The 14449-nt window shown below is 73.7% G+C and carries 3 protein-coding genes; all 3 read right to left on the minus strand.

Annotated features, from left to right (window positions below):
• Positions 1-31: 31 nt before the first annotated feature.
• Positions 32-7117, minus strand: a complete 7086-nt coding sequence (locus ACFPM7_RS23070; protein WP_378249813.1) for an amino acid adenylation domain-containing protein — start codon at positions 7115-7117, stop codon at positions 32-34.
• A complete protein-coding gene (locus ACFPM7_RS23075) occupies positions 7117-13518 on the minus strand; it encodes an amino acid adenylation domain-containing protein (RefSeq protein ID WP_378249814.1) in 6402 nt (2133 codons plus the stop codon). The genes ACFPM7_RS23070 and ACFPM7_RS23075 overlap by 1 nt, the downstream gene beginning before the upstream one ends.
• A 274-nt stretch (positions 13519-13792) precedes the next feature.
• Positions 13793-14326 (minus strand): hypothetical protein, encoded by a 534-nt coding sequence (locus ACFPM7_RS23080; RefSeq protein ID WP_378249815.1) that lies wholly within the window; start codon positions 14324-14326, stop codon positions 13793-13795.
• Between the last annotated feature and the right edge of the window lie 123 nt (positions 14327-14449).

The raw sequence follows: 14449 nt of genomic DNA on the forward strand, positions 1-14449 counted from the left end.
TGGATCTGGCGACCGGCGGGTGTTCGCCGGCTCAGTCCTCGGCCAGGACCGCGGTGATGGTCGCGGCCAGGTCGGTGACGTGGTCCTTGATGATGGAGAAGTGGTCGCCGGGGGTGCGGTGCACGACGAGGGTGTCGCTGAGGTCGCGCCAGCGGGTGAGGTAGTCGGTGTAGGTCTGGGTGTTGTCGGTTACCTCGTGCTCTCCCTGGGCGAGTTCGTCGCCGATGATCAGGTGCAGGCGGCCCGGGTAGGGGCGGTGGTCGTAGGTCAGCATCATCTCCATGCACTCGTCCCACATGCGCACGGCGGGCAGCCAGATGCCGGAGCCGCGCTCGGGCAGGGTGATGCCGTCGTCGATGTCGTCTACCAGGTGCTCCAGCAGGGCCAGGGTGTCCTGCCGCAGGGCGGTGGTGTCGAGGTCGGCGGGGGCGGCGTCCAGGGCCTCCAGGTTGGACACGCAGCGCTGGATCAGGCTGAACTCGTTGCGCAGGTGCTTCTTCTCCGAGGCGTCCACCGCCGGGTCCATGAGGATGAGGGTGACCTCCTCGCCCGCGTCCTGGAGCAGGCGGGCCATCTCGGTGCCCACGCCGCTGCCGCCGCACCAGCTGAAGACGCGGTAGGGCCCGTGGGGCTGCTCCTCCCGCAGTTCGGCGACGTAGCGGGCGGCCATCTCCTCGGTGGTGGGCACCTTCCCGTTGTGGCGGTGCAGGTTCGGCCACTCGATGGCCAGCACCGGCAGGTCCGGGTCCAGGTGCGCGGCGAGCAGTTCGTACCAGTGGGCGCTGCCGCCGCCGGGGTGCACGCAGACCAGCGGGGTCTGCTCGCCCTTGCGGTTGAGCCAGAACACCGCGCGGCTGGGCATTCCGGTGTCGATGGCCGCCGCGAGGGCTTCCACGGTCCGGTGCTCCAGGAACGAGCGGACCGTCATCTCCACGCCGCGGCGTTCGCGGAGCAGGGCGATGACGCGCAGGGTGAGCAGGGAGTGGCCGCCGAGGGCGAAGAAGTCGTCGTCGCGGGCGACCCTGGGCAGGTCGAACACCTCGGCCCAGATGTCGGCCACGGCGCGTTCGGCCTGGGTGCGCGGCGGCTTGTACTCCCGCGCCGCGGCGGCCCCGGGGGTGGGCAGGGCGGCGCGGTCGACCTTGCCCGCGTGGGTGAGCGGGAGTGCGGGCAGGTCCACCCACAGGGTCGGGACGAGGAAGTCGGGGAACGAGGCGCGCATCAGGTCGGCCAGCGAGCCCTGCCAGGTCTCCTCCACGACGGCGTAGCCCACGAGCTGGGTGACGCCGTCCGCCCCGCGGACGGTGGCCGCCGCGGCGGCCCGGACCGGGGCCAGCGACCCGATCGCGGCTTCGACCTCGCCGAGTTCGACGCGGTGGCCGCGGACCTTGACCTGGTGGTCGCGCCTGCCGACGTAGTGCAGGGTGAGGTCCGGGTCGCGCCGGACGATGTCGCCGGTGCGGTAGAGGCGCTGGCCCGGCCGGGTCGGGTCGGGCACGAACCGCTCGGCGGTCAGGTCGGGCCTGCCGTGGTAGCCGCGGGCGAGGCCGGGGCCGCCGATGAGCAGTTCGCCGGGCACGCCGAACGGGACCGGGTTGAGGTCTTCGTCCACGACCTCCACCCAGGTGTGGGTGATGGGCAGGCCGATCGGGACCGGGCCCGCCGTGTCGGCGAGGTCGACGCGCGGGCGGCAGACGGCGAACGTGGTGGTCTCGGTGGGGCCGTAGATGTTGCCGACGGGGATGCCGTGCTCGATGGCCTTGCGGATGTGCTCGGGCGACAGGGCTTCTCCGCCGGTCACCACGTGCCGGACGCGGGCGAGCGCGTCGGGGCGCACGTCCACCAGCGCGTTGAACAGGCCGGTGGTGAGGAACAGCGTGGTGACCGCGTGCCTGTCCAGCACCTCCTCCAGCTGCGCGGCGGTGCGGGCGTCCGACGGCGCGACCGCGATCCGGGCGCCGTTGCCGAGCGCGCCCCAGATCTCGAAGGTGGCCGCGTCGAAGGCCAGCGTGCTGAACAGCAGCAGCACCTGGTCGGCGTCGAGCTGGGTGTAGTCGGCGTCGAGCACCAGCCTCACCACGTTGCGGTGGGTGGTCAGCACGCCCTTGGGGCGACCGGTCGAGCCGGAGGTGTAGACGATGTAGGCCAGGTTGTCCGGTGCGAGCGCCACCTCCGGCGCGGTGGCGGGCCTGCCGTCCACCAGGGTCCACTCAGGATCGACCAGGAGCGCGCCGGGGAAGCGGTCGGCGGACTCCGGCCGGGTCAGGACCAGGGTGGCGCCCGCGTCGGCGACGATGTCGGCGAGTCGGGCGTCCGGGTGCTTGGGCTCCAGCGGCAGGTAGCAGCCGCCCGCCTTCAGGACGCCGAGCAGCGCGGTGACGACGTCGACGCCGTGCTCCATGCACACCCCGACCGGGGTGTCCGGCCCGACGCCGCGCTCGATGAGCAGGTGGGCGAGCTGGTTGGCCCGCTCGTCCAGCTCCCGGTAGGTCACGCCGGTCTCGCCGCACTCGACGGCGACAGCGTCCGGTCGGGCCGCGACCTGGGCGGCCACCAGATCGGTCACGCACAGCTCCGGCAGCGCGGGCCAGGTGCGCGGCGGGGTGGTGGGCAGCGCGGCCGGGGTGGAGCGCAGGTCGACGGGGTTCGCGCCGTCGTTGGCGATCATCGACTCCAGCGCGTGCAGGAAGGTCGCGCCGAGGGCGTCCACGCGCTCCTTCGTCGCCCACCCCGTGCGCGCCTCGATGCGCAGCTCGCCGGGGAAGGTCACCACGGTCAGGGTGAACTCGTTGGGGCTGTCGTCGGTGATCTCGCCGAAGACACTCTGCTGCTCGTCGAGCACGTGGAAGTCGAGGTAGGAGAAGATCGAGGAGATCAGCGGGGTCTCCCGCCCCCACTCGCGCTGGATGTCCGAGAGCGGGTAGCGCCGGTGCGGCCACAGCGCCAGCTCCTCGGCGAAGACCGCGCGCAGCAGGTCCCGCCAGCTGGGGGCGGCGAGGTCGACGGCGAACGGCAGCGTGTTGAGGTGCATGCCGATCACCTCGTCGCCGCGCTCCAGCTCGGCGCGGCCGTTGCACACCAGCCCGGTGTAGAAGCGGCGCTGGCCGCTGATCGCGCCGAGCATCGCCAGGTGCGCGGTGTGCATGACGGTCTTGAGCGAGGTGCGAGTGCTCGCGGCCAGGGCGCGCAGGGCGGGTTCGAGGTGGCGCCAGCGCACCCGCAGCTCCTCCACCCTGCCGTAGCCGGGCGGGGCGGTGTCGGCGGGCAGCGCGAGGCGGTCGTGGTCGTGGACGCGGGCGCGCCAGTACTCGCGGTCGACAGGGGAGGCCAGCGAGCGCTGTTCCAGGGCGACGAAGTCGGCGTAGCGGGCGGGCGGCGGGGTGGGCAGGGAGTCGGTGTCGCCGTCGCGGACGGCGCGGTAGGTCTCGCGCAGCTGGGCGATGAGCGAGTGGTGGCTCCAGCCGTCGAGGATGGCGTGGCACTCGGTGTGGGTGAGCACCCAGTCGCGCTCGCCGGTCTGGTGGGCGTGCCAGCGCAGCTGGGGCGCCTTGCTCACCTCGACCGGGGAGGCGTGCATCGCGTCGCGGTAGGCCGAGATCACCGCCTGCTGCTCGGACTCCGGCATACCGCGCAGGTCGTCATAGCCGACCTCCAGCGGGGCGTGCTCCAGCACCAGCTGCATGGGAGTGGAGAAGGTGGTGACGTCGAAGGCGGTGCGCAGCACGTCGTGGCGGTCGATCACCATCGCGGCGGCCTCGCGCAGGGCGTCGAGGGAGAACGGGCCGTCGTCGGCGATCTGGAAACTGGTGACGTTCTGGTAGACGGTGTGCTCGCCGCCCGCCTGCATCTCGTAGAGCATGCCCGCCTGGATCTGCCCGAGCGGGTAGGCGTCGGCCAGGCCCGCAGGCAGCTTCGCCCGGTCGGCCTCGCTGATCTGCGTGAACGGCTCCACCAGCACGTCCTGCGCCGCCGCGGCGGCGTTGCCGGCGAGCGCGGCCAGCTCGGCGGCGGACTGGTGGGTGAAGACGTCCTGCACGGACAGGGCGAACCCGTCGGCGCGCAGCGCGCCGATGGCCCGGATGGCGCGGATGGAGTCGCCGCCGAGGTCGAAGAACCGGTCGTGCACGCCGACCCGCTCGACCCCCAGCGCGGCGGCCAGCGCGTCGACCACGGCGCGCTCGGTGGCGGTGCGGGGCGCGGTGTACTCGCCCGCGGCGCGGCTGCGGTCGGGCTCGGGGAGCGCGCCGCGGTCGGTCTTGCCGCTGGCGGTGAGCGGCAGCGCGTCGAGCACCACCCACGCGGACGGGACCATCGCCGAGGGCAGCCGCCCGCCGAGGAACGCGGTCACCGCCGGGATGTCCGGCTCGGTCCCCCGATCCGCGACGAGGTAGCCGACGAGCGCGTCCGAGCGCACGGCCGCGGCGGCGTCGGCGACACCCGGGGCCTGCAGGAGCACAGCCTCGACCTCGCCGAGTTCGACGCGGTGGCCGCGGATCTTGACCTGGTGGTCGAGCCTGCCCAGGTACTCGATGCGGCCGTCGGGCAGGTACCGGGCCAGGTCGCCGGTGCGGTAGAGCCGCGTGCCGCCGCCGGTGAACGGGTCGGGGACGAAGCGGTCGGCGGTCAGGCCGGGCCTGCCGAGGTAGCCGCGGGCCAGCTGGACACCGCCGAGCAGCAGTTCGCCGGGCACGCCGACCGGGACCGGGCGCAGCGCGTCGTCCACGATGTAGGTGCGGGTGTTGGCGATCGGCCTGCCGATGGTGACCGGCGAGCCGGGGGCGCAGCGGTCGGCGGTGACGTCGACGGCGGCCTCGGTCGGCCCGTAGAGGTTGTGCAGCTCGCAGCCGATGCGCTCGTGCACGGCGTCGACCAGGTCGGCGGGCAGGGCCTCGCCGCTGCAGATCATCCGGCGCAGCGACGGCAGCGCGGCGAACCCGTCGGTGAGGAACGCGCGCAGCATCGATGGCACGAAGTGCAGCGTGGTGATCCGCTCCGCGGTGATCAGCTCGGCCAGGTAGTGCGGGTCGCGGTGGCCGCCGGGGCGGGCCATGACGAGGGTGGCGCCGGTGATCAGCGGCCAGAAGAACTCCCACACCGAGACGTCGAAGCTGTACGGGGTCTTCTGCAGGACCCGGTCGTCGCCGCCGATGCCGTAGGCGTCCTGCATCCAGTGCAGGCGGTTGACGATGGCGCGGTGGGAGACCACGACGCCCTTGGGCCTGCCGGTCGAGCCGGAGGTGTAGATGACATAGGCGGGGTGGTCGGGGTGGATGGCGACGCCCGGATCGTGGTCGGGGCCGTCGGCGGGCGGGTCCTCATCGGTGAGGACGGTGGCCGCGCCCGCGTCGGCGCGCATGAACTCGACTCGCTCGGCCGGGTAGTCCGGGTCGAGCGGCAGGTACGCCGCACCCGCCTTCTGCACCGCCAGCAGCGCCTCGACCAGGCCGGCGCCGCGCCGGCGGCACACGCCCACGATGGACTCCGGCCCGACGCCCTCGCCGATGAGCCGGTGCGCGAGCCGGTTGACGCGCGCGTTCAGCTCCGCGTAGGTCAGCCGCTCGTGCTCCGAGGCGACCGCGAGCGCGTCCGGGGTCCGCGCGACCTGCTGCTCGAAGAAAGAGACCAGCGTGCCGGTCGGGTACTCCTTCGCGGTGTCCATCCACGCACCGAGGACCTGCGCGCGCTCGGCGGCGGGCAGGACGGGCAGGTCGCCGATCGGGGTGTCCGGCGCGGCGGCGATGCCCGCGGCCAGAGTGGTGAACCGGGCGGCCACACGTTCGGCGGTGTCGCGGTCGAACAGGGCGGTGGCGTAGTTGACCGCGCCTGCCAGGCTGCCGTCGGGGTGCTCGGCGACGGCGACGGTCAGGTCGAACTTGGCCGCGCTCTCCCCCACCGACAGCGGCGCGGTGGCCAGGTCGGCGAAGCGGCGGCGGCCCGCGCCGGTCGACTCCAGCAGGAACATGGTGGAGAACAGCGGGGTCTTGGCCGGGTCGCGCTCGACGCCCAGCTCCTCCACCAGCTTCTCGAACGGGACGTCCTGGTGGCCGTAGGCCTCCAGCGCGGTCTCCTTGACCCGGGCCAGCACCTCGCGGAAGGTCGGCTCGCCGTCGAGGTCCAGCCGCAGGACCAGCGTGTTGAGGAACAGGCCGATCAGGTCCTGGGCCTCGGCGCGGTCCCGGTTGGCCACCGGCGTGCCGACGGTGATGTCGCGCTTGCCGCTGGTGCGGGCCAGCATGACCGCGTAGACGGCCAGCAGCGACATGAACGGCGTCGCGCCGATCTCGCGGCCCAGCGCGACGATGGCGCGGGCGTGCTCGGCGGGCACCGCGAAGGACACCTGGTCGCCGCGGCCGTCGCGCACCGGGGGCCGGGGCCGGTCGGTCGGCAGTTGCAGCGGGGCGGCCCCGGCGAGCTGCCCGCGCCAGAAGGCGAGCTGGCGCTCCAGCGCGGCGCCGGAGGTCGCTTCGCGCTGCCAGGCGGCGTAGTCGGCGTACTGCACTGGCAGCGGCGCGAGGTCGGCGGCGCGGCCGTCGAGCGCGGCGGTGTAGTGCTGGTCGAGTTCACGCCACAGCAGCTGCTCGGACCACTCGTCGAAGGCGATGTGGTGCACAGTGAGCAGCAGCGCGTGGTCGTCGTCGGCGAGCTTCACCAGGCGGGCGGAGAGGACGGGGTCGGTGGCGAGGTCGACCGGGGCGCGGTCGTGGGTCATCCACGCGTCCAGCCGCTCGCGGGCCGCTGCTTCGTCCACACCGGACAGGTCGGTCTCGATGAGCGCGACGGCGGCGGGCGCGTCGACCACCTGGACGGGCTCGCCGTCGTGCACGACGTAGCGGGTGCGCAGCACCTCGTGCCGGGCGACGAGCGCGTCCAGCGCGGTGCGCAGCGCGGCGGTGTCGAGGCCGCCGCGCAGCCGCAGGACGGTGGAGATCAGGTACTCGGCGCCGCCGGAGCGCAGCTGCTCCAGAATCCAGAGCCTGCGCTGGGCCGAGGAGAGCACGAGCGGGACGTCCCGGCGGACCGGCTGGATGCGGTTGTCCGTCGGTGCCGCGGCGGTGCCGCGCAGCCTGCGCCGCACCAGCTCGGCGCGCAGGGCGGAGCGGTCGAGGATTTCGGTCATCACACACCTTTTCCGGACAGGAGTTCGCTCATCTCGTGGTCTGTCATCGCGTCGATCTCGTCGTCCACCTCTGCGGTGATGAGGTCGGTGACGACGGCCGCCAGCTCGGCGACCGTGGTGGCGTCGAACAGGCTGCGCAGCGGCAGGTCGACGGCCAGGGCCGCGCGCAGCCGGGCCAGCACCCTGGTGGCCATCAGCGAGTGCCCGCCCAGCTCGAAGAAGTCGTCGAACGCGCCGACCCTGGCGACGCCGAGCACCTCGGCCCACACCTCGGCGACGACCTCCTCGGCCGGGTCGCGCGGCGGCACGTGCTCGCGGCCGCCGAGCTGGTCGGGCGTCGGGTCGGGCAGCGCGGCGCGGTCGACCTTCTTGCTGGAGGTCAGCGGCAGCGCGGGCAGGGTGATCCAGGCGGCCGGGACCATGTACTCCGGCACCAGCCCGCGCAGGTGCTCGCGCAGCGCGCCGATGTCCGGCTCGTCGGCGCGGTCCCACTCCAGGTAGGCGACCAGGCGCTTGTCGCCGGGGGTGATCTCCTTGGCCAGCACGGCGGCGGCGCTGATGTCGGGGTGCTCGGCCAGGGCGGCCTCGATCTCGCCCAACTCGATGCGCAGGCCGCGGATCTTGACCTGCTGGTCGATGCGGCCGAGGAACTCCACGGCGCCGTCGGGGCGGTAGCGGACGAGGTCGCCGGTGCGGTACAGCCGGGCGCCGGGCTCGTCGCCGAACGGGTCGGGCACGAACTGGGCGGCGGTCAGGGCGGGCCGGTCGAGGTAGCCGCGGGCCAGGCGCACGCCGCCGAGGCACAGCTCGCCCGGCGCGCCGACGGGCAGCGGGCGCAGGTCGGCGTCGAGCACGTGGGCCCGGGTGCCCGCGATCGGGTACCCGATGTGCAGCGAAGCGGTGCCGCGCTCGTCGGCCAGGTCGCCGACGACGGCGTTGACCATGCAGGTGATCGTGGTCTCGGTCGGCCCGTAGTTGCACATGAACCGGGCGGGCAGGCCGGTCGCGGCCCACCGCTGGGCGTCGGCGACGGTGACGACCTCGGAGCCGACGCTCATCAGCTTCACGTCGACCAGCTTGTCCACATCGGACTCAAGCATCTCGCGGTAGTACGCCGAGGTCATCTCCACGATCGTCACGCGGTGCCGGGCGAGCTTGCCGGGCAGCTCGCCCGGGGTCCAGAACACCGGGTCGCTGACCACGAGCGTGGCCCCGGCGATGAGGGTCGTGGCGATCTGGTCCATCGACAGGTCGAAGGTCAGAGCGGAGAGCAGGATGACCCGCTCGCCGGGGCCGACGTCGTAGTAGTCGGCGTTGACCCGGCAGTGGTGGGCGTAGGAGCGGCGGGAGATCATCACGCCCTTGGGGCGGCCGGTCGAGCCCGAGGTGTAGATGATGTAGGCCAGGTTCTCCGGCGCGGCCACGGGAACCAGGTCGGTGCCGGGCTGCCCGGCCGACCAGTCGTCCTCGTCCACGACGATCACGCGGCGGTCCTCGCCGCGCAGCCGGTCGGCGAACTTGGCCGCCGTGACGACGGTGCGCGCGCCCGCGTCGGCGATCATGAAGTTCAGCCGGTCGGCCGGGTGCGAGGGGTCCAGCGGCACGTACACCCCGCCCGCCTTCATGATCCCGAAGAGCACCACGATCGCGTCGATGCCGCGCTCCATGCACGTCACGACGGTGGTCTCGGGCCGGACGCCGCCCGCGCGGAGCAGGTGGGCCATGCGGTTGGCGCGGGCGTTGAGGTCGGCGAAGGTGACTTCCTCGTCGCCGAAGACCAGCGCCACCGCCGCCGGGGTGGCGGCGGCCTGCCGCTCGAACAGCTCGGTGACCGACAGGTGGCGCTCGGCGGCCGGGTCCAGCACGTCCACCAGGTGCGCGTCGGGCGCGGGCCAGTCGGTGAGGATCTCGCGGTGCTCGCCGGGGGTGAGGGCGTCGAGCTGCCCGATGGGGGCGGCCGGGTCGCGCGTGGCGCTCTCCAGCAGGCGGACGTAGTGGCCTGCCAGGCGCTCCACGGTGGAGCGCTCGAACAGGGAGGTGGCGTACTCGAACCAGCAGCGCAGGCGGCCGTCGGGCAGGTCCTTGACCGTCAGGGTCAGGTCGAACTTCGCGACCGGGTCGCCGCTGGCCAGGCCGGTGGCCGCGCAGCCCGCCAGCTCCCGGGGCAGCAGCCCGCCGAGGTGCTGGACCTCGAACACGACCTGCACCAGCGGGTTGCGCGAGGGGTCGCGGCCGGGGCGCAGCGCGTCGACCAGGTGCTCGAAGGGGACGTCCTGGTTGGCGAACGCGCCGAGCGCGGTGCCGCGCACCCGGTCGACCAGGTCGGTGAAGGACGGGTCGCCGCCGAGGTCGGTGCGCAGGACCAGGGTGTTGACGAAGAACCCGACCAGGTCCTCGGTCTCCTCCCTGGTGCGGCCCGCGACCAGCGTGCCGACGGCGATGTCGGTGCGGCCGGTGTGCCGGGCCAGCAGCACGTCGAAGGCGGCCAGCAGGACGGTGAACACCGTCGACCCGGTGCGGTTGGCCAGCTCCCGCACCCCGGCGGCGGCCGGGCCGGGCACCTCGACCACGACGTTGTCGCCGCGCGGGTCGCGGTCGGCGGGCCGGGGCCGGTCGGTGATCAGCTCGACCGGGCTGAGGCCCGCGAGCTTGTCGCGCCAGTAGTCCAGCTGCTCGGCGGACTGCTGCTCGCGCTGCCAGACCGAGTAGTCGGCGTACTGGACCGGCAGCGGGGCGGGCACGGCGTCGTGCGCGCAGGCCTCGTTCACCTCGCGCAGGAACACGCCCATCGACCAGGCGTCGAAGGCGATGTGGTGCAGGGTGACCGCGACCAGGTGCCGCTCGGGCGCGGTGCGCACCACGGTGACGCGCAGCGGGTGCTCGCGGGCGAGGTCGAACGGGCGGGTGTTGGCCGCTTCGACGATGGCGGTGGCGCGGTCCTCGGTGTCGGCCTCGCCCGCCAGGTCGACGTGGTGGAAGGCGACCGGGCCGGGCGGGTCGACCACCTGCACCGGCAGCCCGCCCCGCTCGGTGTAGCGGGTGCGCAGCACCTCGTGCCGGGCGGCGACCCGGTCGACGGCGCGACGCAGCACGGCCGGGTCCAGCGGCCCGTCGAGGCGGAAGGCCAGCGGGATCAGGTACTCGGTGCTGCCGGGTTCGAGCTGGTCGAGGAACCACAGCCGCTGCTGGCCGAAGGAGGTCGGCAGCGCGTCGCCGCGCGGCACGGGCACGATGCCCGCCTCGGCGGGGGTGGTCGCGACCGCCACGACGACGGCGAGCTTGGCCGCGGTGCGGGCGTCGAACACGGACTCCACGCTCAGCTCGACGGCGAAGTCGCGGCGCAGCCGGTGCACGAGCCGGATGGCGAGCAGCGAGTGGCCGCCCGCGGCGAAGAAGTCATCGTCCACGCCGAGCCGGTCGCGGCCGAGCAGCTCGGCCATGGCCGTGACCACGACGCGCTCGGTGTCGGTGCGCGGAGCGACGTAGGCATGGGGGTCGCCCGGGTCGGTATCGCGCGGCTCCTGCCAGGGGTCCGGGAGGGCGGCGCGGTCGACCTTGCCGTTGGGCAGCTGGGGAAGCGCGTCGAGCGGGATGAGCGCGGACGGGACGAGGGCGGCGGGCAGGCGCTCGGCCAGGAACCCGGTCAGCTCGTCCTGGGTGGTGGCGGCGGCGGGCACGAAGTAGCCGACCAGCTCGACATCGCCGGAGTCGCGGCGGGCGCTGGTGACCGCCGCGGCGGCCACCGCGGGGTGGGCGGCCAGCACGGCCTCAACCTCGCCGGGCTCGGCGCGCACGCCGCGCACCTTCACCTGGGCGTCGACGCGGCCGAGGAACTCCAGCGCGCCGTCGGCGCGCAGGCGGGCCACGTCGCCGGTGCGGTACCAGCGCTCGCCCGGGGTCCGGGGGTAGGCGTGCGGGGTGAACCGCTCGGCGGTCAGGTCGCCGCGCCCCGCGTAGCCGCGGGCGAGGCCGACGCCCGCCAGGCACAGCTCGCCGGGCACGCCGATGGGGACCAGCTGGTCGTCGGCGTCGACCAGATAGGCGCCGATGCCGGTCAGCGGTGCGCCGATCGGCACTGTCCCGTCCTCGTCACCGCGGTAGCGCCACGCCGTGGCGTCGATGGAGCACTCGGTGGGGCCGTAGGTGTTGTAGACCTCGACGTCCACGACCGCGCGCAGCCGCAGGCACAGCTCGGCGGGCAGCGGTTCGCCCGCCGAGCACACCAGGCGCAGCGCGGCGCAGTCGGCCAGGCCCGGCTCCTCGACCACCAGCCGCAGCACCGACGGCACGAGCTGGAGCACGGTGACGCCGTGCTCGGCGACCGCGCGGACCATCGCGGCCGGGTCGCGGTGGGCCCCGCGCGGGGCCATGACGACCGCGCCGCCGGAGACCAGCGGGGCGAGGAACTCCCAGACGGAGGCGTCGAAGCCTGCCGTGGTCTTCTGCAGGACGCGGTCCCCGGCGGTCAGGCCGTGGGTGGTGACGGCCCACAGGACGCGGTTGCGGATGCCGCGGTGCGGGACCACCACACCCTTGGGCTTGCCGGTCGAGCCCGAGGTGTACATGACGTACGCGGCGTTCTCCGGCTCCAGCGCGACAGGCGCGGCGGGGGCGTGGGCGGCGATCTCGTCGCGGTGGGTGTCGACGGCGATGGCGGGGACGGCGATGGCGGGGACGGGCAGCGCGTCGAGCAGTTCGGCCTGGGTCAGGACGAGGCGGACCTGGGCGTCCGCGAGCACGAAGGCGAGCCGCTCGGCGGGCAGGTCCGGCGGCAGCGGCACGTACACCCCGCCCGCGGCGAGAGTGCCCAGCAAGGCGACGACCAGGTCGGTTCCGCGGTGCATGGCGACGCCGACCGGCGTGTCCGCGGTGACGCCGTGGGCCCGCAGGTAGGCGGCGAGGCGGTCGGAGCGGTCGAGCAGGTCGGCGTAGGTGAGCCGCTGGTCGCCGGAGACCACGGCGACGGCGTCGGGGGTTTCGGCGGCACGCGCGCGGACGAGGTCGGGCAGCGGCGCGCCCACTGTCTCGTCGTCGCCTCGCGCCCAGTCGAGCAGCTGGTCGCGTTCGGCGTCGGCGAGCAGGGTGACGGTGCTCAGCGGCGCGGCGGGGTCGGCGGCCAGGCGGGCGAGCAGCGCCAGGTAGTTCGCGGCCATCCGCTCGACGCGGTCGGCGTCGAAGAGGGCCGTCGGGAACAGCAGGCGGCCCGCCCAGGAGCCGTCGGCGCTCTCGGCCATGTGCAGGGTCAGATCGAACGGCGCGGCCATCGAGGTCCCGGGCACCTGCTCGACGTCCACACCGGGCAGCGTCAGGCTTTCCCCGCGCGCGTTGTGCACGACGAAAGCCGCCTGGAACAGCGGGTTGCGGGAGAGGTCGGGGTCGGGCGCGAGCGCGGCGACGAGCTGCTGGAAGGGCACCTGGCGGTGCTCGAAGGCGTCCAGGGTGGTCTCCCTGGTGCGGTCGAGCAGGATGGCTAAGGTGGGGTCGCCCGCGAGGTCGGCGCGCAGGACGACGGTGGTGAGCAGCGGGCCGATCAGCTGCTCCAGCTCGACCTGGTCGCGCCCGCCGAGGGACACGCCGACGCCGAAGTCCGCGCCGCCGGAGTAGCGGCCCAGCAGCAGGTTGAACGCGGCGAGGAAGGTCATGAACGGGGTGGCGCCCGCGGCCCGCCCGACGGCGAGGACATCGGTCGCCAGCTCGGCGGGCACGACGAACCGGGCGATGCCGCCCTCGGGGTTCCACCGCGCGGGCCGGGGCCGGTCGGCGGGCAGCTCCAGCGCCGGCATGCCCGCCAGCAGCTCGCGCCAGTGCTGCGTGCTGCGGACGCCCGCCGGGGTGGGGGTGTCCCAGCACTCGCGCTGCCAGTCGGCGAAGTCGGCGAACTGCAGGGGCAGCGCGTCGAGGTCGGCGGCGACGCCCTCGGTCCGGGCGGTGTAGAAGGCGCGCAGCTCGCGGGCGAGGATGCCCATCGAGGGGTTGTCGAAGGCGATGTGGTGCACGACGAGCACCAGCAGGGCGTCGTCCTCGGCGAGGCGCACGAGCGTGGTCCGCCACGGGGACGCGGTCAGGTCGATGGCGGTCGCGGCCTCGCTCGCGGAGATCTCGGCGGCACGGGCCTCGGCGTCCGGGAACGCGGTCAGGTCCACGACGGCGACCTCGACAGGCGCGGGCTCGGCGATGAGCTGGACGGGCCTGCCGTCGGCGACGTCGTAGCGGGTGCGCAGCACCTCGTGCCGCTCGGCGACATCCGACAGCGCACCGCCCAGCGCGGCCAGGTCCAGCGGTCCCCGCAGCCGGAACGCCCAGTGCAGCAGGTACTCGTCGGCACCGGAGCGGAGCTGGTCGAGAAACCACATCTGTTCCTGCTCGAACGACAGCGGGAAGTGACCGTCGCTGGTGTCCATCGAGTGTGCCTCCGTGTCTCACTGGTGCGCGGGGCCTGCGGTGGTCAGAGGTTCTGCGACGGGGCGTCTCAGCCCGGTGGCGCGGTGATCATCGGCATGGCCCCAGCCTGCTCAGCGGTCGCGGCCTGCACGAGAGAACAACCAGCACACCTCCCCGGCGGCCATTGCTGCGTCTTCTTCTCTGCGCCCGGCGGTCGGCGGCGGGCAGGCTGGTCACACGAGAAACGCCAGCCGCCGAATGAACGGCGACTGGCGTCGGTGGTGGACGGTCAGGTCAGGTCTGGGGCCACATCGAGTAGATGAGGTTGTCCTCGTCCGCGCAGATGACCTGCGGGAACTGGCCTTCCTCCGCCTGGTTGCAGGCGAGCGGCCCGATGAAGTACGGCGCCAGCCCGAACTCGGGCTCGGGACGCTCCACGTAGTAGTCGAAGAGGATGGCCGCCGCTTCCTCGCAGTTGAGGATGCCGCCCGGGGTTTCCACCACCACGGCGTGCATGGGCTTGCCGAGCGCGCCTGTGAAGGTGCGCTCGCAGTACTGGGAGGGCAGGCTCTCGTCCACGGTCGAGGGCGGCAGCCCACCGGGCTCGCTCGGCTGGTCCCTGGTGGTCTCCGCCGTCTTGTTCGGCAACGTGATCTTCACCCGGGTCGTCGTGGCCTCAGCCTCCGTCGTCCGCTCCGCCGTCGAGGTCTCCGCCACCGTCGTGGTCTCCCCCACCCCGGCGGCGGTGCCGGGGATCGTCTCCCCCGGCCCACAAGCGGCCACAAGAAGTGCCACCACGCCGCCTACCACCACACGAACCACCTTCATGTCCGAACAGTCGGCCTAGCGCGATCCCCCGTTACGGTGATCTTCACCGGTGGCCATGCCCGTCGGTCGACGGCAACCCCTGACATTGCGGGGCCCGCGCTGTCACCCCTGTTTGCCAGATCA

This window comes from Actinokineospora guangxiensis (genome assembly GCF_042657845.1).
In the GTDB taxonomy this organism is placed as follows: domain Bacteria; phylum Actinomycetota; class Actinomycetes; order Mycobacteriales; family Pseudonocardiaceae; genus Actinokineospora; species Actinokineospora guangxiensis.

Bases quoted from the DNA above. Each gene is read 5' to 3' on its own strand.
- ACFPM7_RS23070 (WP_378249813.1), bottom strand. From the start codon at position 7,117: ATGACCGAAATCCTCGACCGCTCCGCCCTGCGCGCCGAGCTGGTGCGG.
- ACFPM7_RS23080 (WP_378249815.1), bottom strand. From the start codon at position 14,326: ATGAAGGTGGTTCGTGTGGTGGTAGGCGGCGTGGTGGCACTTCTTGTG.
- ACFPM7_RS23075 (WP_378249814.1), bottom strand. From the start codon at position 13,518: ATGGACACCAGCGACGGTCACTTCCCGCTGTCGTTCGAGCAGGAACAG.